This window comes from Shewanella sp. 5_MG-2023 (assembly GCF_030547465.1).
Classification (GTDB): Bacteria; Pseudomonadota; Gammaproteobacteria; order Enterobacterales; family Shewanellaceae; genus Shewanella.
This window is the reverse complement of the sequence record NZ_JAUORC010000015.1, coordinates 79,978-105,989: the sequence shown is the minus strand read 5'-3', so window position 1 is coordinate 105,989 and position 26,012 is coordinate 79,978. Positions and strand designations below refer to the sequence as shown.

The window sequence follows — 26,012 nt, the reverse complement described above, 5'->3', positions numbered from 1 at the left end:
AGCTTGCTAGACGCCTTGTTAGCAATGGTTTTTTTGCAAAAAAAACATCAAAAAACAAATTTTACATAGTGTGATGTTTGTATTTGACAATTGCCTTGAGTATACTTGCCTGCGTCCTGAAGGGCGACAAACATCACATTTTTGAAAACATTTTTACGTTGTCTAAATTAGTGAATTCTCAAATTGTTAAGTGTTTGATAGTAGTCTGTTAAGTTTCAACATTTTGTTTACATTTGTAGTTTGGTGTAACAAATAGAAGCAAAGCAAGATGAATAATAAAAATAATGCTCAATGGAGCTGAGTGAGCAGAACGTGAAAAAGCAAAGACCTGTCCATATAGACCTACAGACCATTCGCTTTCCTGCAACAGCGATTGCGTCAATTCTTCACCGTATTTCCGGTGTTATCATGCTGTTTGCTGTCGGTATTCTTATTTGGATGCTAAATGAATCTTTAGCATCGCCTGAGAGTTTCGCTGGCTTACAATCTCTTTTTGATAACCTGCTAGTTAAGTTTGTTATTTGGGGAATTCTAACCGCGTTGGGTTATCACTTAATCGTTGGCGTACGTCATCTGATTATGGATACCGGTCGTTGGGAAGAGCTTGCCTCTGGCTTAGCGTCAGCAAAAATCGCCTTTGTGTTATCAGCGGCGTTTTCTATCATCGTGGGGATTTGGGTATGGTAACAAATGCAGCAAGCCTTGGACGCAGTGGTGTTCATGATTTTATTTTAATTCGTGCTAGTGCCGTAATTTTAGCCTGTTATACCATTTTTATGGTGGGTTTTATTGCGTGTAGCGCTCCATTGACATACGAAATTTGGCAGGGGTTATTCAGTACCTTACCAATGAAAGTATTCACTTTATTAGCGCTTGTTGCTGTACTTATCCATTCATGGATTGGTATTTGGCAAGTGTTAACTGATTACGTTAAAAACGTATCAGTGCGTGGATTACTTCAGTTCGTTTTTGTCGTAGCAGCTTTTTGTTATCTAGCTGCAGGCATATTAATTGTGTGGGGTGTATAAGTGAGTATTCCAGTTCGCGAATTTGACGCAGTAGTGATTGGCGCTGGTGGCGCTGGCATGCGAGCGGCATTACAAATTTCTAAAGAAGGTAAGAGCTGTGCGCTTTTATCTAAAGTTTTCCCAACCCGTTCTCATACAGTATCTGCGCAAGGTGGTATTACCGTTGCGTTGGGTAATGCTCATGAAGATCACTGGGAACAGCACATGTACGATACCGTGAAAGGTTCTGATTTTATCGGTGACCAAGAAGCAATCGAGTTCATGTGTAAGACAGGTCCAGAGGCGGTTATTGAACTTGAGCAAATGGGTTTGCCATTCTCACGTTTTGAAAACGGTACTATTTACCAGCGTCCGTTTGGTGGCCAATCAAAAAACTTTGGTGGCGAGCAAGCGGCACGTACTGCAGCTGCAGCTGACCGTACAGGTCATGCATTACTTCATTGTCTTTATCAGCAAAATGTTAAACACAAAACTGAAGTATTTTCTGAGTGGTATGCACTCGATTTAGTGAAAAACGATGACGGTGCAATAGTTGGTTGTACGGCTATTGAAATTGAAACTGGCGAGATTGTTTACTTCAAAGCGAAGGCAACCATTTTAGCAACCGGTGGTGCAGGGCGTATTTATGCTTCAACCACCAATGCACATATTAATACTGGTGACGGTGTTGGTATGGCAATGCGCGCTGGCGTTCAAATGCAAGACATGGAAATGTGGCAGTTCCACCCAACGGGTATTGCTGGCGCAGGTGTGCTTGTAACTGAAGGTTGTCGTGGTGAAGGTGGTTATCTTTTAAATAAAGATGGCGAGCGTTTCATGGAACGTTATGCACCAAATGCAAAAGATTTAGCATCACGTGATGTTGTTGCTCGCTCGATGATGACAGAAATTCGTGAAGGCCGTGGATTAGATGGTCCATTAGGGCCGCATTGTTTACTTAAGCTTGATCACTTAGGTAAAGAAACATTAGAAGCTCGTCTTCCTGGTGTTTGTGAACTTTCTCGTACTTTTGCGCATATTGATCCAGCAGATGGCCCAATTCCTGTATTGCCAACATGTCATTACATGATGGGGGGTCTACCCGCTAAAGTGAGTGGTCAAGTTGTTCGTCAAAATGCTGATGGCACTGAACAAGATATCGTGGGTTTATTCGCTGTAGGTGAAATTGCTTGTGTATCAGTACACGGTGCAAACCGCCTTGGTGGTAACTCATTACTGGATTTAGTGGTATTTGGACGTGCTGCTGGTCAGCATTTAGGTAAAGCACTTGATGCGACTGCGGATCCAAAAGCGCCATCTGAAGATCAAATTTCAGCATCACTTGAGCGTCTTAATCGCTGGGAAAGCAATAAAGACGGTGAAGATCCTGCTGTTATTCGTAAAGACTTACAGTTATGTATGCAACTTAACTTCTCTGTATTTAGAAGTGGTGATGCAATGGCTGAAGGCCTTAAAGAGCTTAAAGCAATTCGCGATCGTTTAGCGAATGCTAAGTTATCTGATAACTCTTCAGAATTTAATACTCAACGTATTGAATGTTTAGAGCTTGATAACTTGATGGCGACAGCAATTGCGACAGCTTATGCTGCGAACTTCCGTACAGAAAGTCGTGGTGCGCATTCTCGTGAGGATTTCTTAGACCGTGATGATGATAATTGGTTATGTCATAGCGTCTTTGACCCCGTCACAGAAGAAATGACTAAGCGTGAAGTCAACATGGAGCCTAAGCTTCGTGCGGCATTCCCGCCTATCAAGCGTACCTACTAGGAGAAGCCCGATGAAATTGGAATTTGCAGTTTATCGCTACAATCCTGATGTAGACACTAAACCATATATGCAGGATTACAGTTTAGATGTGGAAGAAGGTACCGATATGATGGTACTAGATGCACTGATGAAGCTGAAAGAGTTAGATCCTGCATTATCATTTAGACGCTCATGTCGTGAGGGTGTATGTGGTAGTGATGGTATGAACATGAATGGTAAAAACGGCCTTGCGTGTATTACGCCTGTTTCTACTTTTAAAGGTAAGAAAATTGAAATTCGCCCACTTCCTGGCATGCCAGTTGTGCGCGATTTAATTGTCGACCTGACTCAGTTCTACACTCAGTACGAAAAAATTAAACCGTTTCTTATCAATGATGAGAAAACACCGGCTCGTGAACATTTACAATCACCTGAAGAGCGTGCTCATTTAGACGGATTATATGAATGTATCATGTGTGCTTGTTGTTCTACTGCTTGTCCATCTTTCTGGTGGAACCCTGATAAATTTATCGGACCAAGTGGTTTACTGCATGCATATCGCTTCTTAATTGATAGCCGCGATACGGCAACTGAAGAGCGTTTAGATGGTTTAGACGATGCTTACAGTGTGTTCCGTTGTCACGGTATTATGAATTGTGTTGATGTGTGTCCTAAAGGACTAAACCCAACTAAAGCCATTGGCCACATTAAGTCAATGTTACTGAAGCGAGCAGTGTAAATGCGCAACATAGAGCTGGGATTTATTGTTATATAGCTCTATTGGGGAGTCATCTTCAACTATGGGGATGACTCTTTTGTGTGTGTTAGAAGACCTTTGTAATTAACTGTTTAAATTATATAGTTATATCGCTATTATCCGTAGTTGATAAACAGCGTTAAACGAAAGAGTTAATACGATTCGATTGTGGTGCAACCAGGTATCGCAATTATGAAATTGGCGAAGCACGTGTATCAAGTTTGGAAGGAAAAGTAATGCACCAAGGCATCATGAAAGCTTGGCTCGAATCGTCACATTTAAGTGGCTCAAATTCGACCTACGTAGAAGAGATGTATGAAGCCTATCAAGAAGATCCAAGTTCAGTTACCGCTGATTGGCAAGTCGTTTTTGATAATCTCCCTGCGGTAAATGGTACTTCTCAAGATCTACCTGAAACTGCACACTCTAAAGTACGTGATTATTTCCGCAGTTTAGCATTAGAAGGTCGTGCCAAAGGCGCTAGCCGTGTTACTGACCCAGAGTTAGATGCTAAACAAGTAAAAGTCCTCCAGTTAATTAACGCTCACCGTTTTCGTGGTCACCAAAATGCTAACCTTGATCCGTTAGGTTTATGGCACCGTGAGCCAGTATCTGAATTAGACCCAGCATTTCATGGTTTAGATGCCGAAGATATGCAACGTGAGTTCAATACCGGTTCATTTGCATACGGTAGTGACACCCTTAAATTAGCCGACATAGTTCATGCATTAAAAAGTACCTATTGTGGTTCTATTGGTGCTGAATACATGCATATTACCGATACCGATGAAAAGCGTTGGATTCAGCAACGTCTTGAACCGTCTTTGGGTAAAGCAAATTACGATAACACCACTAAGAAACGCATTCTAGAAGGCCTAAATGCTGCTGAAGGTATGGAAAAATACCTTGGCGCAAAATTTCCAGGCGCAAAACGTTTCTCGCTTGAAGGTGGTGATGCGTTAGTGCCAATGATGCGTGAGATTTTATATCGCGCAGGTGAAGCAGGTACCAAAGAAATTGTCGTCGGTATGGCTCACCGTGGTCGCTTAAACGTCCTTGTTAACGTACTGGGTAAGCGTCCTGCTGAATTATTTGATGAATTTGCCGGTAAGCATGATGAAATCCAAGGTTCTGGTGACGTTAAGTATCACCAAGGCTTTTCATCTGATTTCGAAACGCCAGGCGGAAACGTTCATTTAGCACTGGCCTTTAACCCATCACATTTAGAAATCGTTAACCCTGTGGTTATTGGTTCAGTACGAGCGCGTCAAGACAGACGTGGTTGTAGCGATGGTTTACAAGTTATGCCAATTACCATTCATGGTGACTCGGCAATTACTGGGCAAGGTATTGTGCAAGAGACATTTAACATGTCTCAGACCCGTGGTTTTAAAGTTGGCGGTAGTATTCGTATCGTTATTAATAACCAAGTGGGTTTCACTACCTCTAATACTGCCGATGTGCGTTCAACGGAATACTGTACTGATATTGCCAAAATGGTCCAAGCGCCTATTTTCCATGTCAATGCAGATGATCCTGAAGCTGTTGCCTTTATTTCGCAGTTAGCGGTGGATTACCGTAACGAATTTAAGCGTGATGTGGTGATTGATTTAGTGTGTTATCGCCGCCATGGTCATAACGAAGCTGATGAGCCAAGTGCAACGCAGCCGCTAATGTACGCAAAAATTAAGAAGCATCCTACGCCGCGTAAGATTTATGCTGATCGATTAATTCAAGAAGATAGTATCTCTGCTGATGACGTTACTGGCCTTGTCAATAACTACCGTGATGCATTAGATGCAGGTGATTGTGTAGTGAAAGAGTGGCGTCCAATGACGTTACACACTGTTGACTGGTCGCCGTATCTTAATCGTGAGTGGGATGAAAGCTATCAAGGTGCAATGAACTTTGACAAGCTGATTGGTCTTGCGCAAAAGATGGTAGATATTCCTGAAAGCCACAAATTGCAATCACGGGTCGCTAAGATTTATAAAGACCGTGTATCGATGGCAAACGGTGAAAAACCGGTTGATTGGGGCTTTGCTGAAACCTTAGCTTACGCCACCATTTTGGAAGATAAAAAACGCGTTCGTATTACCGGTCAGGATTCTGGTCGTGGTACTTTCTTCCATCGTCATGCAGTTTTACATAATCAAAATGATGGTACGACTTATTTGCCGCTTCGTAATGTCGCTGATGAACAGGGCGAGATTGATATTACTGACTCAGTATTATCAGAAGCCTCGGTACTGGCATTTGAGTACGGTTATGCCACAGCAGAGCCGGGCGGATTAACCATCTGGGAAGCGCAGTTTGGTGACTTTGTTAATTGTGCTCAAGTGGTTATCGATCAGTTCTTATCTTCAGGTGAGCAAAAGTGGGGCCGATTATGTGGTCTAACGATGCTACTTCCCCATGGTTATGAAGGCCAAGGCCCAGAGCATTCATCTGCTCGTCTTGAGCGTTTCTTACAGCTTTGTGCAAACCACAATATGCAAGTGTGTGTTCCTTCTACACCTGCACAGGTTTATCACATGCTACGCCGTCAAGTTGTACGTCCTATGCGTCGTCCACTGGTGGTGATGTCGCCTAAATCATTACTACGTCATCCATTAGCGGTTTCTACACTTGAAGAGCTCGCTGAAGGAAGTTTCCAAAGTGTGATTGGTGAGCTTGATGCATTAGACGCGAGCAAGGTTGATCGCGTTGTCTTCTGTAGTGGTAAGGTGTATTTCGAATTACTCGACAAGCGTCGTAAACAAGAAATTACTAACGTTGCTATTGTCCGTGTGGAGCAGCTTTATCCGTTCCCGCAAGAAGAAATGCAAGCCGCACTTGCTGACTATCAGCACGTTAAAGATTTTGTTTGGTGTCAGGAAGAACCTCAGAACCAAGGTGCTTGGTATTGTAGCCAACATCATTTCTGGGCAGCTATCCCTGCCGGAGCTGAACTAACCTACGCTGGCCGTGAGGCATCTGCTGCACCAGCTTGTGGTTATCCTGCTCTGCATGCACGCCAACAAGAAGCATTAGTTAATAGCGCATTAAAACTGTCGTAATAGAAAATTATAAAAGGAAAGCTTTCCATGAGTATCGAAATTAAGGTACCCGTTCTGCCAGAATCAGTTGCAGATGCAACAATCGCGACATGGCATGTGCAACCTGGCGAACAGGTTTCTCGTGACCAAAATCTAGTTGATATCGAAACTGATAAAGTTGTACTAGAAGTTGTTGCGCCAGAAGATGGTTCTATTAGCGAATTATTATTCCAAGAAGGTGACACTGTTCTTGGTGAGCAAGTGATTGCAAACTTCGTTGCTGGTGCAGTTTCAGGCCAAGAAGTGACTAAAGCAGAAGCAGAAGCTGCATCACCAGTAGCTGAATCTACAGATGAGTCAAATGATGCATTAAGCCCATCTGTACGCCGTCTCATTGCTGAGCATAACCTTGATGCAAGCAAAGTAAAAGGCACTGGTGTTGGTGGACGTGTGACTAAAGAAGATGTTGAAGCATTTGTGAAGTCAGCACCTGCGGCTAAACCTGCTGCAGCGCCTGCGCCAATTGCACCACTTGAAGGTCGTACTCAAAAACGTGTTCCTATGACGCGTTTACGTAAGACTATTGCTAATCGTTTATTAGAGGCTAAAAACTCTACGGCAATGCTAACAACGTTTAACGAAGTTAACATGCAGCCAATCATGGATATTCGTAAGCAATACCAAGAAGTATTTGAAAAACGTCATGGTATTCGTTTAGGTTTCATGTCTTTCTACGTAAAAGCTGTGACTGAAGCATTAAAACGTTTTCCTGAAGTTAACGCGTCTATCGACGGTGATGAACTGGTTTATCACAACTACTTTGATGTCAGCATTGCGGTATCAACGCCACGTGGTCTGGTTACCCCAGTATTACGTGATACCGATACCATGAGCCTTGCTGAAATTGAAAAAAATGTGCGTGAATTAGCAATCAAAGGCCGTGATGGCAAGTTATCTGTTGCTGATATGACCGGTGGTAACTTCACCGTGACTAATGGCGGCGTATTTGGCTCGCTAATGTCGACGCCAATTTTAAACCTTCCACAAAGCGCGATTTTAGGCATGCATGCTATTAAAGATCGCCCAATGGCTGTGAATGGTGAGGTTGTTATTCAACCTATGATGTACCTAGCATTATCTTACGATCATCGAATTGTTGATGGCCGTGAGTCGGTTGGTTTCTTGGTCGCTATTAAAGACTTCCTTGAAGATCCAACTCGTCTATTGCTTGACCTCTAAGAGTCAACTAGACAATACCCTCGTAGCTGGCTCGTTAGAGCCAGTAGGATTTTATAAAGAAGTATATGGATAGATCATCATGAATTTGCATGAGTATCAGGCAAAATCCTTATTTGCCGAATATGGTTTACCAGTTTCAGAAGGCTTCGCTTGCGATACAGCCCAAGAAGCGGTAGAAGCTGCTGGTCACATTGGCGGCGATATGTGGGTTGTTAAGTGTCAAGTACACGCTGGCGGCCGTGGTAAAGCAGGTGGCGTTAAAGTCACTGGCGATAAAGAAGAAATCAGAGCATTTGCTGAAAAATGGTTAGGTAAGAACTTAGTGACTTACCAAACTGATGAAAAAGGCCAGCCTGTTGCTAAAATTTTAGTAGAAAGCTGTACTGATATTGCAAATGAACTTTACCTAGGTGCTGTTGTTGACCGTGCGACTCGTCGCGTTGTGTTTATGGCATCAACTGAAGGTGGCGTTGAAATTGAAACTGTGGCTGAAGAAACCCCAGAGTTAATTCACAAAGCAATTATCGATCCTTTAACAGGTCCTCAACCATACCAAGCACGTGATCTTGGCTTTAAGTTAGGTTTAAACCCAACTCAAATGAAGCAGTTCACTAAAGTGTTTATGGGTCTTGCAAAAATGTTCGAAGACCATGATTTCGCTTTATTAGAAATCAACCCGCTTGTGATCACTGACGAAGGTAATATCCATTGTCTTGATGGCAAGATTGGTATCGATGGAAATGCTTTATTCCGTCAACCTAAAATCCGTGACATGCACGATCCATCACAAGATGATGCTCGTGAAGCACACGCAGCTAAGTTTGAACTTAACTACGTTGCATTAGACGGAAACGTGGGTTGTATGGTTAACGGTGCAGGCCTAGCAATGGGTACTATGGACATCGTAAACCTACATGGCGGCAAGCCAGCTAACTTCTTAGACGTTGGCGGCGGAGCAACTAAAGAACGTGTAGCAGAAGCATTTAAAATCATTCTTTCTGACTCAAACGTTAAAGCTGTTTTAGTTAACATCTTTGGTGGCATCGTACGTTGTGACATGATTGCAGAAGGTATTATCGGCGCTGTAAAAGAAGTCGGTGTAGAAGTTCCTGTTGTTGTCCGTCTTGAAGGAACTAACGCTGAATTAGGCCGTGAAGTGCTTGCAGGTTCTGGTCTTGATATTATCGCAGCTGCGTCATTAACTGATGCTGCTGAGAAAGTTGTTGCTGCTGCGGAGGGCAAATAATGTCCGTATTAATTAACAAAGATACTAAAGTTATCTGTCAAGGTTTCACTGGTGGCCAAGGTACTTTCCACTCTGAGCAAGCAATTGCTTACGGTACAAAAATGGTTGGCGGTGTATCTCCAGGAAAAGGTGGTCAAGTTCACCTAGGTCTTCCTGTATTTAATACTGTTAAAGATGCTGTAGCTGAAACGGGTGCAACTGCGACTGTTATCTATGTACCAGCACCTTTTTGTAAAGATGCAATCCTTGAAGCAATCGACGGTGGCATTGAGCTAATCGTATGCATTACTGAAGGTATTCCAACTTTAGACATGCTTCAAGTTAAAGTTAAACTTGAAGAAACTGGCGTGCGTATGATTGGTCCTAACTGTCCAGGTGTTATCACTCCTGGTGAGTGTAAGATTGGTATCATGCCTGGTCACATCCACAAGCCTGGTAAAGTCGGTATTGTTTCACGCTCTGGTACATTAACGTACGAAGCTGTTAAACAAACTACTGACGAAGGTTTTGGCCAATCTACTTGTGTAGGTATTGGTGGTGACCCAATTCCAGGTACTAACTTCATCGACGTATTGGAAATGTTCCAAAATGATCCACAAACTGAAGCAATCGTAATGATTGGTGAAATTGGTGGTACTGCTGAAGAAGAAGCTGCTGAATTCATCAAAGCAAATGTAACTAAGCCTGTTGTATCTTACATTGCTGGTGTTACTGCACCAGAAGGTAAGCGTATGGGTCATGCTGGCGCAATTATCGCTGGTGGTAAAGGTACTGCTGAAGATAAGTTTGCTGCATTAGAAGCTGCTGGCGTAAGCACAGTTCGCTCTTTAGCTGACATCGGTAAAGCACTGCGTACTAAAACTGGCTGGTAAATTCTAGTGAGTTAATCAAAAGGCGCCATTTGGCGCCTTTTTTGTTTTTTCGTTTCCTATCGCTAAATATGTTCTTCAAAATTATTAATTTAAAACTGTAATCATATGTTTTACTGAGTATTAATCTGTGTTTAACTAGCCATATTAGTATTTAAATGATTAAGGATAATCATGAGTAACGTCATAAAACCGATTGGTATTATTACTGAAACCCCAAGGCTTATCATGCGACCTTTTGTTGAAGAGGATGCAGAAGCATTATTTTTAATGAACAGTATTCCAGAAATATTAACTTATATCCCCCAAGAGCCACTTACTAGCATAGCTGAAGCAAAAGAGATTTTTACCTCAATTATTCAGGCTGATTATCAAAAGCATGGTTTTGGTCGTTGGGCGGTGCATCATAAGGAAGATAATAAAGTCATTGGCTTTTGTGGGCCTAAATATCTTCCTGAATACGATAAAGTAGAAATAGGTTATCGCTATTTACCAGAATATTGGGGCAAGGGCATAGGCAATGAGGCAGCGCAAGCGGTAGTTGATACACTAAAGCCACAGTTCGATATTGATTTAGTCATAGCCCTTATTTTACATGGCAATACAGGTTCAGAAGCGATAGCGAAAAAGCTCGGTATGAGCATACATGAAGAAAGCGAATATCTCGGCTCGAAAGTACATGTGTATCAAATGGCTTTATAAAGGCATAACTTATGGCGAGTGTAAAAACAAAAAAACCAGCAAGTATGCTGGTTTTTTAATGACTATTTATCAGGCTTGGCGATAATTATTCGTCAGCGTGATCACAGCTGTCATTGGTGCAGTGACCGTATAAATATAAGCTGTGGTGAGTTAGCTTAATATTATGACGCATTGCTATTTCGTCTTGACGACGTTCAATGACCTCATCAGAGAATTCAATTACTTTATCGCAGGTTAAGCAAACAAGATGATCATGATGCTTTTGGGTCGACATTTCAAAAACCGCTTTGCCACTTTCAAAATGGTGACGATTAAGGATACCCGCATCATCAAATTGGTTTAATACGCGATAAACAGTAGCTAAGCCAATTTCCTCACCAATATCGAGTAATTTTTTGTACAGATCTTCTGCACTGATATGTTGGTTTTCAGGGGCTTGCATTAATTCTAGAATTTTAACTCGTGGCAGTGTTATCTTTAAACCTGCTTTCTTGAGTGCTTGATTTCCATCTGTCATCGCTAATCTCTTGATTACAGAACCTTATCGGTTCCTCCGTGGATAATTAAGATCATTATATGTGTTGCAATCAGAAACTGGAACCTTTCAAATGAGTTAATCGTCATATAAGCAGTGATTTTGGCCAATGAGCCATACAATATTGACCAATAGGTTAAAATTCACCTAATAAACTTACTTATACTAAGGGATTATTGAGCATTAACGGCTTTTATATCACTATAATGTTAAATAGGGTTATCAAGCTTTGTACCCAGTAATGATAATTATAATCAAAACAAGGAATTCACATGTATCAGCAGATTGTGGTCTTAACTGGCGCAGGTATTTCCGCTGAATCGGGGATAAAAACATTTCGCGATGAAGACGGTTTGTGGGAGCAACATCATATTGAAGATGTGGCCACCCCTGAAGGTTATGCCCGCGATATCAATTTAGTTGAACGTTTTTATAATAGCCGTTGGGAAAACCTCCATAGCGGTGAGGTTCATCCTAATGCCGCTCATGCAGCATTAGCAAAATTAGAAGCTGAGTTTCCTGGCAAGCTACTGGTTATCACTCAAAATGTAGATGATTTACACGAGCGGGCAGGTTCAAAACGTTTATTACATATGCATGGAGAATTATCCAAAGGACGCTGCCCACAGTCATTGCAAACGTTTGTCCTTAGAGAACCTTTTGGTGAAGACAATTGCTGTACCTGCTGTATTCCTGCCAAACGATTAAGGCCGCATATTGTCTGGTTTGGTGAAATGCCATTTGGTATGGATAGAATTCATGATGCGCTGGATAACTGTGATTTATTTATCGCTATTGGGACTTCTGGGACGGTTTATCCCGCAGCGGGCTTTGTCGACAGCGCTAATCATCATGGTGCACAAACAGTAGAAGTTAATCTGTTAGCGGCAGATCGCCATAGCCAATTTCAATATCATTTTACCGGTAAAGCTGGTGATGTTGTGCCGGCGTTAGTAGAGTCAATTTTAGCCGGTAAAACCCTTGGCAGTGAAGTCGCGACAAAGGAAATGAGTGCTTGAGTAGGGATAAAGTTGCGATAATCATGCGCGGTTTACCGGGTAGTGGTAAATCAACTTGGGTTAATGAATTCATTGAACAGTTAGGTGTAGATAACGCCATACACATACGGCAATATGGTTACTTCTCTACTGACAGCTATTTTGTTCGTAATGGCGAATACCGCTTTAATCCAAAAAAACTTGCCCAGTATCACCAGGCTAATTTAAGCGCATTTATTAATGCGATGGCTCATAACGAGCCTTACGTTATTTGTGACAATACCAATGTATGCCGTTGGGAATATATGGCTTATGAAGCCGCAGCGAAGGCCTTGGGTTATCAAGTAAGAGTCGTGGTGACTGGTGAGCCTAAAAGTGTTGAACATCAAAAATTATGCGCTAAACGTAATCAACATAAGGTGCCATTGGCACAAATTGCTAAAATGGGATTAATGTTTGAACTTGATGATTAGACTTGTTTTAAGATTAACTAAAAAGGCGCCGCGGCGCCTTTTTTGATGTTAAAGGTTGATTATTTAGCTTTAACAGCGGATTGCAGGTCAATATTATAAATCGCAAAACCAAATTCATCTGTGATATCAGTGCGCTTTGTCATAGGTCGCACTTGATAGCCGCTGATAAATTTATCAGCAAGTTCACTGTTTTGGGTTTCAAAGCGAATATCTAACTTTGTTGCCGAATTAATGGTCACGAAATCCCAGTTATTATCAGCATTTGGATCAACTAAACCATTGGCTTCAGTTTCATCAGTGATGTACTGAGCTAGGGCTTCACGGTTTGTGTCTGGTAGTTCCATTACCACGAATTCAGAACCCGTTCCGGCGAATTTACCACCAAATGCGCGATAATTATTGGTTGCGATTATAAATTCTTTGGCATTAAATTCAGCACCACTGATAACAGTGTCGCCGTGAGTGTAACTTAGCCCGACTATTCGGTTAGCATCGGCATTAACTAATGCACAATCGCCATCAAATTTATTTGGTTGAGTTACATCAATGTTGTAGCTGACACCATCTATGACATCAAAGTTATAGGTGCGGTGGGTATTCCAGTTAATCAGGTATTGAGGCTCAGTAGAGTTAACATCAATTTGATTAAATTGATTTGCACTGCATTCCAACCAATCTTTAATTTGAGCGCCACTTAACTTAACAGCAACCAAGGTGTTAGGGTAAAGATATAAATCTGCCGCATTTTTATAGGTTAGCTCACCACTTGGGACTTGCACATAAGACTCGGCATCTGCTGCAGTGCTATGGCGGCCACCTGCTTTAAATGGCGCAGCAGCGGACAATACCGGAATATCTTTTAAAGCCTCCGTTAAGTTAGCTTTTACTTTAGCAATTTGTGCATCTGACACAATTTGCACTGTGGGATCATCTTGTACTAAGGTCAAAAAGCTAAACATATCAGCCGATGCTTTACCTATGGGCTGATCGACATAATCCAATGTAGCTTGATGCTCTTTAGCTACAGCATCACTTATGGTTTTATCTGCAGTCACCAGCTCAGGGTTAGTCGCTTTTTTATCAAAAATAGGCAAGGCTTTGGCCATGCTGTCAACAATTGTCCAGCTGCCATCTTGTAATGCTAACTTAAAATCGATAACGCCGAGGTTATCGCCCCAACGTCCAGGCATAACCGCCGCAACGCCATTTATGGTGCCTTTGTTTATATCGGCATTTTTAAGGTCTGAAAAGGTGCTTGAAGGGAATATTGAATGACTATGACCAAAGGTAATCGCATCAATACCCGCTACTTTTGATAATGCCCAAGTGGCATTTTCATCATTAATGTCGATGGGGTTTTCAGGGCTGCCGACCCCAGAGTGGGGAATAGCGACGATAATGTCAGCGCCTTGAGCTTTCATCATAGGCACAAACTTTTCAGCCGCTTCTATAATTCCCATTACGGTGACTTTACCCGTAAGGTTTTGTTTGTCCCATAAAAGAATTTGTGGTGGTACAAAGCCAATATAGCCGATGTTAATTATGTGTTTATCGCCATTGGTGTCGACGACGTTTTTTTCTTCAATGATATAAGGGGTAAATAGGTTATCGCCTTTGACTTTGTTATCCCAACAGTCGGCTTCACATAATACGTTGGCGTTAATATAAGGGAAATTGGCTCCAGAGATAGACTGGTGTAAAAAATCTAAACCGTAGTTAAATTCATGATTACCAATATTTCCTACTGAATAACCCAGGGTATTCATTGCTTTATAAGCTGGGTGAGTATCACTGTTAGCGCTTTTTTGTTTAAAATTATTGGCAATATAGTCACCCATAGGGCTGCCTTGAAGCAAATCACCATTATCAACTAAGACAAAATTATCAGCACTTTGACCTTGTTGTTTTATCAAACTTGCAGTGCGGGCTAAGCCTATGGTCGGATCATATTTTGTTTTGTAATAATCAAAATCCATGATGTTTGCATGAAGATCCGATGTTTCTAGAATACGTAAATTGACGGTGAGGGGCTGAACATCATCAGACTTAACTTCTGTCGCCTGATCATGCAATGAATCACAAGCGCTGACGCCTAGTACGCCAACTATAATAGTGACTATTAGCTTTTGGTTTACCATTATTTTTCTCTCTTATTTTGACCCTGAGCTTGATTTTTGTGCTCTATTATTTTTGTTAACTCATCGGGTTTGATTTGTGAGTTAATTGCAGTGGATTATACAGAAACTATATTGCAAAGTTATGATTTGATTGGTGATAAGTTAACTAAAATGGTTGTAGAAGCAGTTTGTTGAATATTTTTTGATTGTTATCGGCTTAGTGTTTGATTAAATGGGCTGTAAATTGATCGTGCAGCGCTTTAATGACGATAAAGTATTTCTTTATCAGCATAAAAAACACCGCTTAGCTGCGGTGCTTTGGATGAGAACGATGAGCTTTTTCAGATAGCCTGATGTTAACACATCAGGCTTTGTTCTTTGCAGGCAGTGGATTGTCTGCAGATTTACTCTGATAAAGTTACTCTGCTGCGTTATCTTCTAATAAGCCGCGGCTTCTTAACAGTGGCTCGATCCCAGCATCTTTACCACGGAACTGACGGTAAAGCTGCATTGGGTCGGCGCTGCCACCTTGAGACAAGATATTGTCTCTAAAAGCTTGGGCTGTTGCTGGGTCAAAAATACCATTTTCTTTAAATGCTTCAAAAGCATCGGCGCCTAAAATATCAGACCAAAGATAGCTGTAATAACCTGCAGAATAACCACCGGCAAAAATATGCGAGAAGTAACTGCTGCGATATCGTGGGGCAATTTCTTTAATTAAGCCCATATTGGCAAGTGATTCAGCTTCAAATTCGGCGGCATCTCTTAGTTTGGTGTCCGTTAATGTATGCCAGTCTAAATCAAGCTTAGTGGCTGCCATATATTCAACGGTAGCAAACCCTTGGTTGAATTTACTGGCAGCTTGAATTTTCTTAACAAGTTCAGTGGGGATCACTTCGCCGGTTTTATAATGTTTTGCAAACTGCGCTAACACTTCAGGTTGCGTCATCCAGTTTTCCATCACTTGTGAAGGGAACTCGACATAATCTCGCGGTACTGAAGTACCTGATTGAGAAGCATATTCAACCTTTGATAGCATTCCATGTAGCGCATGTCCAAACTCGTGGAATAGGGTGCTAGCTTCATCAAATGTTAGCAGTGAAGGCTCATCACCCGTTGGGCGAGGGTAGTTAAGTACATTGACAATAATAGGCTTTGATTCAACGCCATTCATATTGTATTGCGAGCGGTAGGCATTCATCCATGCGCCGCCTCGCTTAGTATCACGTACGTAATAGTCACCCATGAAAATAGCCATTAAAGAACCGTCTTTGTCATAGACTTCCCAGGTTCTGACATCTGGGTGGTACTTAGGTAAGTCGGTGCGCTCTTTCATTGTGATGCCGAATAAGCGATTAGCGGTATAAAATACCCCTTCTAATGTTGATTCTAGCGAAAAGTAAGGCCGAGTTTGTTGTTCATTAAAGTCGTATTTTGCAACGCGGATTTGATCTGAGTAATACCACCAATCCCAAGCTTGTAAAGTAAAGTCACCACCTTGCGAGTCGATAAGTGCCTGCATATCAGCAACTTCAGCATTAGCTTGTGCTAGTGCTGCTGGCCAAACTTTATCAAGTAAGCCGTAAACATTTTCAGGGGTTTTAGCTGTACGTTCTTCTAATACAAAATGGGCATGGGTTTTATAGCCCATTAAGTTAGCTTTTTGTGCGCGAAGTGCCGCAATTTTCGCTAAACCTGCTTTGTTATCATTGGCATTATTATTATTGGCACGCTCAATATAACCTTTCAAAAGCGCTTCTCTTAAATCGCGATTTTCAGCATAGGTTAAAAATGGTGTAATTGAAGGACGCTGCGTGGTAAACACCCACTTGCCTTCATGGCCACGTTTTGTAGCTGTTGCTGCCGCAGTGTCGATTACGTCTTGAGGAAGCCCGGCTAAATCAGCTTTGTTATCGATAACTAACTCAAAGGCATTGGTTTCAGCCAGTAGGTTGTCACCAAACTCTAAGTTTAATTTACCAATCTGTTCATTAAGGGCACGCAAAGTGCTCTTGTCTTCAGCTGATAGGTTTGCTCCGCCGCGAGTAAAGCGTTTGTAGGTATCTTCTAAAAGCTTTGTTTGAGCGGTATTAAGTTGATATGTGTCAGCTTGGTTGTAAACTGCTTTTACCCGCTGAAATAATTTATCATTTAAATAAATATCATCACTAGCTGATGACAACATAGGTGACACTTGTTTTGAAATCGTTTGTATATCTGGGTTAGTGTGAGCACCGGTCAAATTATAGAAAACGCTCGATACTTTCGTTAATAAGGTGCCTGAAAACTCCATCGCTTCAATGGTGTTTGCAAATGTCGCAGCATCAGGGTTATTGGTAATGCTATTAATTTCAGCTTTACGTTCAGCAATGCCTGCTTCAAAAGCCGGTAAAAAATGCTCATTTTTGATGTTATCGAAATCTGGGATTTCCATAAAGGTATCATAGGGTTTGAAAAAAGGGTTGTTAGCATCTTGGGTGATGCTAGTCGTTGCAACCGCATTGGGTGCTTGAGACGTTTGGACGCTTTCAACGTTATTATCTGAACATGCACTTAGCGCTAAAGTTAACGCCATGGCAGAAAAAAGTGGTGTGAGGGTTAGTCCCTTCATAATTATTTCCCTGTTTGCTTTGAAATGGTTGTCTAAATAACCCTATGCCGATGTATAAACCGTTAAAGAGTCACAAATCATCATTGTTATTTGTTTATGATTTGCTGCTAGATTAACAAATTTTTATCATACTTTCGTATACCTTTAGGTTACTTTTGTAACAAAACATAAAAAAAGGACCTAACGAGAGTTAAGTCCTTTATTTATTACTAACTAGTGATATGTAAACAAGGCTTATAATCTATGTTTAAGTCACACTATTTCGAGCAATGTTATGGTTTTAGAATTACTTTCACGCTGCCATCAACATCGGCTTCGTCAATATAACCGATAGCATTAGCATCTGCTGCTATTGCAGCTTTCATGCCTGATGCGTCACCAATGGTTGCTGGTGGTGTGCCTTTACCAGTAAATACCTGCTTTGACCAAAAAGCTTTAAGCTGAGCATCAGACTTACCCGTTACTGCGCTATGAAATTCAGAGCGGATAGGGTTGCCTTCTTCAAGTTCATAAACGACAAATGAAGAACCTTTGCCTAAAAAGGCTTTTTTAGCATCGGATTTGCTTATATCAGCAGCGGCTGGATTACCGATCACTACTACGGCAGCATTAACAGAAAACACACAGCTCACACTGAGTGCTAAAATAGATAATAATTTTTTCATTTCATCACTCCTAATTAAAATACTGCGTCAAATTGAACGGTATACACGGTAGTATCATCAAATTCTTTTGCTATGTTAGTCTCTAATCCACCAGATGTTTCGCCAAAATCATTAGAGTATGTGACGTCGAATTTTATGGCTAAATTATCAAGTGCATCCCAACGTAGGCCTGCACTGTATGACTTTCTTTGGCCATTAAAAATAGCGGCTTGAATTGCTGAAGCCTCATCAATAATAGTTCTGCTATCGTTATCTTTAGTTTCGAAGAAAGAAGCTGTTACATAAGGTGTGAAGTCATTGATACGGTAACCCAAGGTTAAGTAACCTGAATCAGAATCAGGATAAGCGCCATCCACTTCGATGCGTGTTAACTCTGTAATGGCTAAGAAAGATCCATTATCGTAACTAGCGCCAACGCCCGCGAAAGTGCCTTTTTCTCGATCTATTTCTAGTAGCGTAACAGTGACATCGATCTCGGTATTTGGCATTAGTTCTTGTGTAATTTGACGCTTAACATCACCGTCTAAAATTGCTTCACCGTATAAGCCTCGTAGAGTCCAAGTTTCATCAGTCCAAGTAACATTGACACCTAAAATATTTTTCATGTCAACGCCAGCAGCTTCAGATTGTCCACCAAAAGCTTGAATGGTCATTGTTGAATCATCAAATTCAACATCGTAGCTAACATCTCCACCTGTATAGGAGGTAAATGGCACTGGGTCGTATACATCTGATGGTGGACGTACAAATGGCTGGGCATAACCAACATCAAGATAATCTGAGTACATATACAGTGGTATACGTAATTTACCTGCACGAGCTTGGATATTATTTTCAAAGCGATGAGAGATATAAGCCCATTCAGCTTCTACATCCCAATCATTTTCGCCTCTCATCATCAACTGCATAACAGCTTGAGTCTGATCTGTAATTGCAAACGTACCTTGTAAACCAAATTTGCTGCCTTCATTGAAGTTAGCTGAAGTGGTTGCTCCGGCATAACCTGCGTTGTTATCGGAAGTGATGAAAGCGCCCGTCATAAATCCGTTGAATTTGAAGCGTTCGGTCAAATTGGCAGTTTGATTTGCTTGTAATGATTTAACTTGTTGTTCAAGTTTGGCTAATTTTTCATCGGTAGCGTCATTAGCCACAGCAAGTGCTGGTAGCATTGCGACTGAAATTGCTAAAGGTAGCGCTTTCAAATTAAAACTCATAGTGTTACTCCTGGTTATTATTCTTAAGGCAGAAATAGTGTGATTTTCTACCTTTATATTTCTAATTATTAGACTTTAAATTGACCTGTAATGGTTTGAAGTTGTTGGCTAACACCTTCAATATCATGACTAATTCCGCCCATTTCATCCGTGGTCATTTTTACTTTAGCGGCATTGGTTTCAATATCTGCGACATATTGTTGAATGAGTTCTGAAGTGTTGTGTTGCTCTTCAGTGGCCGCGGCAATTTGGTCATTAACTACGGATATAGCACTGACCTTATTGGTGATATTGATTAATGCATCTCCTGCTAGTGAAGTGGTTTTTACGCCTTCTTCTGCGGTTTCTATTCCACGCTGCATTGCATCAACCGCTTGTGTTGAAGTAGAGCGAAGCTCTTGCAATACTTGTTGAATTTCTTGTGTTGAGGCTTGAGTGCGTGAAGCTAGGGTTCTAACTTCATCTGCGACAACGGCAAAGCCTCGGCCTTGTTCGCCGGCTCTTGCTGCTTCAATCGCAGCATTTAGCGCCAGTAAATTAGTTTGATCTGCAATCCCTCTGATTGTATCTAGGATGTCATTCACATTACTGGTAAAGGCTTCAAGTTGATTGACCACAACTGAGGTTGTTCTGACTTCTTCAGACAGCTGATTGATGGTGGTAATTGCTTTACTGACCACTTGCTGACCTTGTAAAGCTTCTTCATTGGCATTATCAGCTTCTGATGCTGCATTGGCGGCATATTCGGCAATATGGGCAACACTGACAAACATCTCTCGCATTGCATGGGAAATTTGTTCAACAGACTGATTTTGTGCACTAACGGTTTGTTCGCTGTGTTTACAGCTAGTTAATAATGTTTGTGAAGCAAGCCCTAAGCTGTCAGTAGTTTGTTTAGTATCTGCAATACTGGCCTGTAACTTGGTGACAAACTGGTTAAACCAATGGACTAAATCGGCAATTTCATCTTTACCTTGGTAAGTGATTCTTGAACGTAAATCACCTTCACCTTCAGAGATGTTGCGTAGTGATTGGGTAACACTTTCTAGAGTGACAATAATTGAACGGTTAACCAAAAAGCCAACCACGATAAGGAAAATAGAGACAATAATGCCGATTATTAACATTGATGTCGCTGCAGAGTCAGAGCTGGCTAAACTGTTTTCAATGCTTAATTCAAACTGCTCTGAAAATGCTGTTTGTTTTTGGCTAAAGGCACTTACAAGTTGCTCATAACGTTTGGCATTTGCTGCTGCTTGTATAGTGATTTTATTAAAATCAACATCACTTTTTAAAAACTCAGCGACCAAAAGTTGTGCATTATCAAAATACAGTGATAAATCATTCTGCATATTATTAGCGTCAAATGATTCTGCTGGCAGCAAGTGTTTAACGGTATCTAGATTACTCACGATCTGCTTTACCATATTGGCAGCGGTATCTAAGCTCTCTTCTTCGCCAGTGGTTACTGCTGTTTGTATATTTTGATCTAATTGAAGCAGTAGACCTTCATTGATAGTGGCTAAATTTAATGCTGGATATAGTTGAGCTTGCAGAGAATTTAACCTTTGTGCATTTTGTTGCACGCTTTGATTGTTAATTAATATCGAGATAATAAATGAAAATATTGCGACAATGGTTAATAACGCGATCCGATGCTTTATTTTTAAGCTATTTAATTTCATTTCGAATAATCCTACTTATCTAGCTAAAGGTGAGTCATTAAAGTTTCGGTTATATAATGATTGGCTGTTGTAAAATAGCTGATATTAAAAATGAAACTTTTACTTTTTGTTATCTTTGATTGCAAATCGCTATTGCTTGTGTGCGATAACTTCATTTTCTCAAGTTGTAAAACGTTTTTAGTATTTAAAATTAATGCCTTTCATATTGACTTATTGCCACCTTAGAGCTGTGGCATCCATCATTTGCTTAAAATTACCTATAACGGATATTGAACTATAAATAAAAATTGTTACCTTGTGGTTATTATAGTTGCTACGATGTTTAAGTCTGTTCTTGTTGTTACAATATCGGCAGTAATGTTCAAATACTTAAGTTTTATTTAATGTTTTTTTGAGTTGTTAAAATATTGATATAAAAATCTGCTGCGAAGAAGTGGAATTTAATTAGTTTTCGTTGCTGGGTTAACTTATTATTAACATTGCGTTTGGGTTTTAAGTTGATAATACAATCTTGCGTATAAATAGAGCTGTAATTGCATAAGTTTGAACATCATCATTAGTAGAAAGTTAGGAGGATTGCTGGGATATATGAAAAATAGCGGCAGGCTTAATCTACAAAGCTTGAGTGATTTTATTGTTTATAGCGGTGTTTAAATAATAAGCACAATGAATGTTAGCGCTACAAAGGCGCATTAACTATTTATGTTGTAGCTGATTGTCCATAAATAGTTAATGCAGATGTTTGAGGTTTATTTTTAGTGCCCTAGGGTTTCTGAACCTGCTCGTCGTGGATCAGATGCGCCAAACAACCCCTTGTCGGTTATCACTATGGATTGAGTGCTGCCCATTGCGCTACTGGTTTTAACTTGATGGCCTTTGGCTTCCAGTAAAGTCACCGTATCGTTATTTAAACTGGTTTCAACACCAATGTAATCAGGCAGCCATTGATGGTGAATTCGCGCTGCGGCAGTGGCTTCTGCAATATTGAGTTTATGGTCAATGACATTCATGATTACTTGCAATGTGGTGGTGATAATTCGTGAACCACCAGGGCTGCCTGTCACCAAAAATGGTTTACCGTCTTTCATCACAATCGTTGGACTCATTGAGCTTAGTGGCCTTTTATGAGCATCAATTGCATTGGCTTCACCGCCGATTAAGCCATAGGCATTGGGAATACCGGGTTTTGCGGAAAAGTCATCCATTTCATTGTTAAGTAAAATGCCGGTACCTGCAGCAACCAGCCCAGAACCATAACTGAAGTTTAGGGTATAGGTATTTGATACAGCATTGCCCCATTTATCGACCACAGAGTAATGAGTGGTTTGATTACTTTCGTAAACGGATAAATCACCAGGCTTAATTTCGGCACTAGGCGTGGCTTTGTTATAGGCAATTTGTTTAGCGATTGAATCAGCATACTTTTGACTAGTGAGTTTATCTGTCGGCACGTTATGAAAATCAGGATCGCCCAAATACTCACTTCTGTCAGCATAGGCATGCTTCATGGTTTCCGTCATTAAATGCAGTGTTTGTGCAGTATTGTGACCCAACTCTTCAATAGGATAGTGCTCGAGTACATTAAGCATTTCAATGATATGAATACCACCAGAAGAAGGGGGTGGCATGGATACCACTTTATAGCCGCGGTATTCGCCTGTTACAGGTGTTCTTTCAATGACTTGATAGTTTTTCAAATCATTCATGCTCATTATTCCGCCAGCAGCTTGAATCGCAGCCACAATTTTCTCAGCGGTTTCGCCTTGATAAAAGCCTTTACTGCCATGCTTAGCAATTAATGATAATGAATGAGCTAAATCTTTTTGCACTAAGGTGTCGTTAACGGCAAAACTGTCGCCATTACTTTTATAAAATATTTTGGCAGAACTTGGCCATTGTGAAATACGGCGTTTTAATCCATCAAGTGAATCTGCTAAGTCTGAATTAATTAAAATGCCTTTTTGCGCAAGTTCAATAGCAGGTTTAACGACTTCGCTCATGCTCATGGTGCCATACTTGTTTAGCGCAAGTTCAAACCCCATCACAGTGCCTGGCACGCCAACCGCTAAACCATGTTCACGGCTAAGTTTTTTTACTACATCACCTTGTTCATTTAAAAATATATCTTTGTGGGCTTTTGCTGGCGCGGTTTCGCGGTAGTCGATAGCAATGGTTTTATCTTCTTTTTCAAGATGAACTAACATAAAGCCGCCACCGCCAATATTACCGGCTCTAGGTAAGGTGACCGCTAATGCAAACCCTACCGCGACAGCAGCATCAACAGCATTACCACCTTGTTTGAGAATATCGACACCAATGCGGGTTGCAAGTGATTCTTGGCTGGCAACCATGCCATGTTTGGCCCAAATTGGTTGTGAAGTATCAGAACGGCTATAAATCGATTGTTCATTTGCAGCATGCAGTTGTAGGGAAGTAAAAGATGATATGCTCAACGTCAGCGCAATACTTGTTGATATGACGATCGGTTTTAGTTTTGAAAAGAAACTCATTTTCAATCCTTTATAATTTTAATCATGTGTTGCAATGTGCCATAACTATGATCTAATACACAATATGTAACTGTGCTTTTTAAGGGAATATGTCTATCACACACACTATTGACTTGAATATTGGCTTTTATGATTCGGTGTCTGTTATTACTAAAGCTGAGTGGCAACGTATTTTTTCAGATCAAAACCCCTTTACTTCATTTGATTACCTTAATGCATTAGAGCAAAGCCAATGTGTTTCAGAGCAATCGGGCTGGTTGCCCAAACATATTGTGGTAAAGCAAGCAGGTGTTATTGTTGCTATTGCGCCTTGTTACGAAAAATCTCACTCTTGGGGAGAGTACGTGTTTGATTGGGCGTGGGCTGAGGCTTATGAGCGTAATGACTTAAGCTATTACCCAAAGTTAGTGCTAGCGGTGCCATTTACACCAGTAAGTGGTGAGCGTATTGGGTTTGATTGCTGTCAATCAAGTTTAAACAAAGCCGAGATCATCGCTGCAGTGAGTGAATTTCTAAATCAGACACTTGGGCAAGGGTATTACTCTTCTTGGCATTGTTTGTTTTTACCCAAGGCTGATTATTTGAATTTAGCTCAAGATAATATTTCAAGGCTAGGCACTCAGTTTCATTGGCATAATCATAGCTATCAGCACTTTGATGATTTTTTGCTGCAATTAGTGTCACGTAAACGCAAAAATATCATTAAAGAGCGCAAGGCTTTAGCTAGGCACAATTTGGATTTTGAGTTTATTGATGGCGATAAAGCCACCGCTGCGCAATGGCAAGGCTTTATTGCTTGTTATCAACAAACCTATTTAAAACGCTCAGGTCATGGCGGTTATTTATCTGCTGAGTTTTTTTATCAAATCGCTAAGACTATGGGCGCAAGTATTAAGTTGCTGTTAGTGACAAAAGCGTCAGATGCAACAACGCACCAGCCGGCACAATTAATCGCTTCTGCATTATACTTTGCCACTGATACGCATTTATATGGCCGCTACTGGGGCTGCTTACAATTTATTGACGGCTTACACTTTGAAACCTGTTATTACCAAGGTATTGAGTACGCCATAGCGAACGGGCTTATGGTGTTTGATGCTGGGGCGCAAGGTGAGCACAAAGTGGCCAGAGGTTTTGTCCCCATTGAAACTTATTCTAATCATAACCTTACTCATCAAGGCTTTAGCAATGCTATCGAAGATTATTGCCTGCAGGAGCAACGGCACATAAAGCAATACATGCAGCAGTTAGCTGAAAGTTCGCCTTATAAATAGCGTTTTGGCTAGCTTTGACAAACTAAGCCAAATGGTGTGCTTTTTATCAACGGATATTGAATGACTGCTTTGCAAGCCGCTATTTAATCCTTGATGAGGCTATTGAATTGATAGTGACGGCTGACATTTTTACTCACAAGGGCCCAGTTAGAATGACTTGTTCTTTGCTGGTGGTGACCAAAAGCTTGTTGGTTTTTAAAGGTTTCAGAGACGTAAAACTTAACAGGGTTGCTTGCATCTTGTGTGACTGAAAATGATAAGCAGCCAGGTTCTTGTTTTGTGAGTTGGCTATGCACCTTAAGTGCTTCAATCACCGCTTTTAATTCAGCCTCAGGGACTAGTATATAGCCTGTTAAGGTGACTTTATTCATGCTATTACTTATAGCATTGCTCATGTCATTACTCATGTTCGTAGGTCTTGTACTTATCTGTTTTATACGATTATCCCAAGGCCAACCATAAGCCAACACCGACCATTAAACTGCCCGCTATGCGATTCATTAATTTAATATTATCCCCACGAGATAGAAAAAGTCTCAAGCTCTTTCCGCCACTGGCGTAAGCTAACATCGAAGCTGATTCTGTGAGCATGATAATCGACAATAACCAGAAAAGTTGCGTTCCAACAGCTTGGTCTACATTAATAAAAGGGGGCAGCAGTGAAATCATAAAAGCCCAGCCCTTAGGGTTGGCAATAGCGGTTATAAAACCTTGTGACATTAATGCGGAATTACTGATGCTAGTATCTGTTTGCTGGCCTTCGATAATGGCCATTTTTCCTTTTGAACGCCACATATTAATGCCAATATAAGCAAGATAAGCGCCGCCCAACCATTTTAAGACTGCAAATATATCAGGGTAGTTTAGCATCACGCTAGCAACGCCCATCACCGCCGCAATAGCCACCAATGCCACGCCAATAAGCTCACCTAGCATCATCCAAAGGGTGCGTTTAACGCCAATGCTCATACCTAAGGTCATTGCCAGTGTCATACACATACCGGGAGTGATCGATACAAAAAAGAAAGTGGGAATAAATACAGCTAATACGGTTAAATCTGGCATGAAGGTTCTAATGTCATTAAAGAAACAAGCGAGTAAGGAAGAGCAGAGTGTAAGGCTTTAAGATGTGAGTGTAAATGTGGCTGTGTTTTAATTTATTGCTATTTGAATACAACCCATAGCAAAGGTGCCGATGGATTGTATTCAATGCTATTTTTAAAATTGAGTGGCTTAAATATAGTGGTTTAAATTTAGTCACTTGGATTTAGTCACTTAGATTTAGTCACTTAGATTTAGTCACTT

Annotated in this window: 21 protein-coding genes; 12 read left to right on the top strand and 9 right to left on the bottom strand. The window is 40.9% G+C overall.

All coding sequences use genetic code 11. From position 1 onward, the window contains the following. The first annotated feature begins 291 nt into the window (after window positions 1-291). The 9 genes from sdhC (at window position 292) to Q4557_RS10775 (ending at window position 10,625) form a co-directional block, all read left to right on the top strand. A complete protein-coding gene (gene sdhC, locus Q4557_RS10815; protein ID WP_102438307.1) occupies window positions 292-687 on the top strand; it encodes a succinate dehydrogenase, cytochrome b556 subunit in 396 nt (131 codons plus the stop codon). After that, a complete protein-coding gene (gene sdhD, locus Q4557_RS10810) occupies window positions 681-1,028 on the top strand; it encodes a succinate dehydrogenase, hydrophobic membrane anchor protein (RefSeq protein WP_076537444.1) in 348 nt (115 codons plus the stop codon). The genes sdhC and sdhD overlap by 7 nt, the downstream gene beginning before the upstream one ends. After that, window positions 1,029-2,795, top strand: coding sequence for a succinate dehydrogenase flavoprotein subunit (sdhA, locus tag Q4557_RS10805; RefSeq protein WP_102476208.1), 1,767 nt, complete (start codon window positions 1,029-1,031; stop codon window positions 2,793-2,795). It begins immediately after the preceding gene. Between the two features lie 10 nt (window positions 2,796-2,805). Further along, window positions 2,806-3,513: a succinate dehydrogenase iron-sulfur subunit gene (locus Q4557_RS10800; RefSeq protein WP_076537448.1), complete on the top strand. Its 708-nt coding sequence runs from the start codon at window positions 2,806-2,808 to the stop codon at window positions 3,511-3,513. Window positions 3,514-3,767: 254 nt separating this feature from the next. Continuing rightward, window positions 3,768-6,590 carry a 2-oxoglutarate dehydrogenase E1 component gene (sucA, locus tag Q4557_RS10795; RefSeq protein WP_102476209.1) on the top strand — a complete coding sequence of 941 codons (2,823 nt, stop codon included), beginning with the start codon at window positions 3,768-3,770 and terminating at the stop codon, window positions 6,588-6,590. A 27-nt stretch (window positions 6,591-6,617) separates the two neighbouring features. Further along, window positions 6,618-7,808 carry a 2-oxoglutarate dehydrogenase complex dihydrolipoyllysine-residue succinyltransferase gene (gene odhB / locus Q4557_RS10790; RefSeq protein WP_102438303.1) on the top strand — a complete coding sequence of 397 codons (1,191 nt, stop codon included), beginning with the start codon at window positions 6,618-6,620 and terminating at the stop codon, window positions 7,806-7,808. Between the two features lie 79 nt (window positions 7,809-7,887). Continuing rightward, a complete protein-coding gene (sucC, locus tag Q4557_RS10785) occupies window positions 7,888-9,054 on the top strand; it encodes an ADP-forming succinate--CoA ligase subunit beta (RefSeq protein WP_076537457.1) in 1,167 nt (388 codons plus the stop codon). Next, window positions 9,054-9,926: a succinate--CoA ligase subunit alpha gene (sucD, locus tag Q4557_RS10780; protein ID WP_102438301.1), complete on the top strand. Its 873-nt coding sequence runs from the start codon at window positions 9,054-9,056 to the stop codon at window positions 9,924-9,926. The genes sucC and sucD overlap by 1 nt, the downstream gene beginning before the upstream one ends. A 198-nt stretch (window positions 9,927-10,124) precedes the next feature. After that, window positions 10,125-10,625 (top strand): GNAT family N-acetyltransferase, encoded by a 501-nt coding sequence (locus Q4557_RS10775; RefSeq protein ID WP_303412640.1) that lies wholly within the window; start codon window positions 10,125-10,127, stop codon window positions 10,623-10,625. Between the two features lie 85 nt (window positions 10,626-10,710). Here the strand turns inward: Q4557_RS10775 and fur are convergent, their stop codons facing one another. Continuing rightward, window positions 10,711-11,142, bottom strand: coding sequence for a ferric iron uptake transcriptional regulator (gene fur / locus Q4557_RS10770; protein ID WP_076537462.1), 432 nt, complete (start codon window positions 11,140-11,142; stop codon window positions 10,711-10,713). Between the two features lie 290 nt (window positions 11,143-11,432). Between fur and cobB the strand changes: the two genes are divergently transcribed. Together cobB and Q4557_RS10760 are read left to right on the top strand one after the other, a co-directional pair. Beyond that, entirely contained in the window at window positions 11,433-12,179 is a 747-nt protein-coding gene (cobB, locus tag Q4557_RS10765) for a Sir2 family NAD+-dependent deacetylase (RefSeq protein ID WP_102438297.1), read from the top strand. Window positions 12,180-12,202: 23 nt separating this feature from the next. After that, window positions 12,203-12,631 (top strand): AAA family ATPase, encoded by a 429-nt coding sequence (locus Q4557_RS10760; protein WP_102519693.1) that lies wholly within the window; start codon window positions 12,203-12,205, stop codon window positions 12,629-12,631. 59 nt (window positions 12,632-12,690) lie between these two features. On the opposite strand, the gene Q4557_RS10755 is transcribed toward Q4557_RS10760, so the two are convergent. The 6 genes from Q4557_RS10755 to ggt all read right to left on the bottom strand — a co-directional run bounded on the left by Q4557_RS10755 (window position 12,691) and on the right by ggt (window position 23,433). Beyond that, entirely contained in the window at window positions 12,691-14,769 is a 2,079-nt protein-coding gene (locus Q4557_RS10755) for a bifunctional 2',3'-cyclic-nucleotide 2'-phosphodiesterase/3'-nucleotidase (RefSeq protein WP_303412617.1), read from the bottom strand. A 397-nt stretch (window positions 14,770-15,166) separates the two neighbouring features. Next, entirely contained in the window at window positions 15,167-17,359 is a 2,193-nt protein-coding gene (locus tag Q4557_RS10750; protein WP_303412615.1) for a M3 family metallopeptidase, read from the bottom strand. A gap of 272 nt (window positions 17,360-17,631) precedes the next feature. Beyond that, window positions 17,632-18,024 (bottom strand): phosphate ABC transporter substrate-binding protein, encoded by a 393-nt coding sequence (locus tag Q4557_RS10745; protein WP_102476215.1) that lies wholly within the window; start codon window positions 18,022-18,024, stop codon window positions 17,632-17,634. A gap of 14 nt (window positions 18,025-18,038) precedes the next feature. Continuing rightward, the gene (locus Q4557_RS10740) at window positions 18,039-19,238 is read right to left on the bottom strand and encodes an outer membrane protein (RefSeq protein WP_102476216.1); all 1,200 of its coding nucleotides are present in this window, start codon (window positions 19,236-19,238) and stop codon (window positions 18,039-18,041) included. 68 nt (window positions 19,239-19,306) lie between these two features. Beyond that, the gene (locus tag Q4557_RS10735; RefSeq protein WP_303412612.1) at window positions 19,307-20,923 is read right to left on the bottom strand and encodes a methyl-accepting chemotaxis protein; all 1,617 of its coding nucleotides are present in this window, start codon (window positions 20,921-20,923) and stop codon (window positions 19,307-19,309) included. A gap of 755 nt (window positions 20,924-21,678) precedes the next feature. Next, a complete protein-coding gene (ggt, locus tag Q4557_RS10730; protein WP_102476218.1) occupies window positions 21,679-23,433 on the bottom strand; it encodes a gamma-glutamyltransferase in 1,755 nt (584 codons plus the stop codon). An 89-nt stretch (window positions 23,434-23,522) separates the two neighbouring features. On the opposite strand from ggt, the gene Q4557_RS10725 reads away from it, so the two are divergent. Continuing rightward, window positions 23,523-24,707 (top strand): GNAT family N-acetyltransferase, encoded by a 1,185-nt coding sequence (locus tag Q4557_RS10725; RefSeq protein WP_303412608.1) that lies wholly within the window; start codon window positions 23,523-23,525, stop codon window positions 24,705-24,707. An 83-nt stretch (window positions 24,708-24,790) separates the two neighbouring features. Here the strand turns inward: Q4557_RS10725 and Q4557_RS10720 are convergent, their stop codons facing one another. Together Q4557_RS10720 and Q4557_RS10715 are read right to left on the bottom strand one after the other, a co-directional pair. Then, window positions 24,791-25,102, bottom strand: coding sequence for a putative quinol monooxygenase (locus Q4557_RS10720; RefSeq protein ID WP_303412606.1), 312 nt, complete (start codon window positions 25,100-25,102; stop codon window positions 24,791-24,793). A 46-nt stretch (window positions 25,103-25,148) separates the two neighbouring features. Continuing rightward, window positions 25,149-25,772: a LysE family translocator gene (locus tag Q4557_RS10715; RefSeq protein ID WP_102438280.1), complete on the bottom strand. Its 624-nt coding sequence runs from the start codon at window positions 25,770-25,772 to the stop codon at window positions 25,149-25,151. Window positions 25,773-26,012 lie beyond the last annotated feature (240 nt).

Coding starts and splice junctions, on each gene's coding strand:
- fur (WP_076537462.1), bottom strand. CDS start 11,142: ATGACAGATGGAAATCAAGCACTCAAGAAAGCAGGTTTAAAGATAACA.
- Q4557_RS10740 (WP_102476216.1), bottom strand. CDS start 19,238: ATGAGTTTTAATTTGAAAGCGCTACCTTTAGCAATTTCAGTCGCAATG.
- sucA (WP_102476209.1), top strand. CDS start 3,768: ATGCACCAAGGCATCATGAAAGCTTGGCTCGAATCGTCACATTTAAGT.
- ggt (WP_102476218.1), bottom strand. CDS start 23,433: ATGAGTTTCTTTTCAAAACTAAAACCGATCGTCATATCAACAAGTATT.
- cobB (WP_102438297.1), top strand. CDS start 11,433: ATGTATCAGCAGATTGTGGTCTTAACTGGCGCAGGTATTTCCGCTGAA.
- Q4557_RS10755 (WP_303412617.1), bottom strand. CDS start 14,769: ATGGTAAACCAAAAGCTAATAGTCACTATTATAGTTGGCGTACTAGGC.
- Q4557_RS10715 (WP_102438280.1), bottom strand. CDS start 25,772: ATGCCAGATTTAACCGTATTAGCTGTATTTATTCCCACTTTCTTTTTT.
- sdhC (WP_102438307.1), top strand. CDS start 292: ATGGAGCTGAGTGAGCAGAACGTGAAAAAGCAAAGACCTGTCCATATA.
- sucD (WP_102438301.1), top strand. CDS start 9,054: ATGTCCGTATTAATTAACAAAGATACTAAAGTTATCTGTCAAGGTTTC.
- Q4557_RS10720 (WP_303412606.1), bottom strand. CDS start 25,102: ATGAGCAATGCTATAAGTAATAGCATGAATAAAGTCACCTTAACAGGC.
- Q4557_RS10750 (WP_303412615.1), bottom strand. CDS start 17,359: ATGAAGGGACTAACCCTCACACCACTTTTTTCTGCCATGGCGTTAACT.
- odhB (WP_102438303.1), top strand. CDS start 6,618: ATGAGTATCGAAATTAAGGTACCCGTTCTGCCAGAATCAGTTGCAGAT.
- sdhD (WP_076537444.1), top strand. CDS start 681: ATGGTAACAAATGCAGCAAGCCTTGGACGCAGTGGTGTTCATGATTTT.
- Q4557_RS10735 (WP_303412612.1), bottom strand. CDS start 20,923: ATGAAATTAAATAGCTTAAAAATAAAGCATCGGATCGCGTTATTAACC.
- Q4557_RS10745 (WP_102476215.1), bottom strand. CDS start 18,024: ATGAAAAAATTATTATCTATTTTAGCACTCAGTGTGAGCTGTGTGTTT.
- Q4557_RS10800 (WP_076537448.1), top strand. CDS start 2,806: ATGAAATTGGAATTTGCAGTTTATCGCTACAATCCTGATGTAGACACT.
- Q4557_RS10760 (WP_102519693.1), top strand. CDS start 12,203: ATGCGCGGTTTACCGGGTAGTGGTAAATCAACTTGGGTTAATGAATTC.
- Q4557_RS10725 (WP_303412608.1), top strand. CDS start 23,523: ATGTCTATCACACACACTATTGACTTGAATATTGGCTTTTATGATTCG.
- sucC (WP_076537457.1), top strand. CDS start 7,888: ATGAATTTGCATGAGTATCAGGCAAAATCCTTATTTGCCGAATATGGT.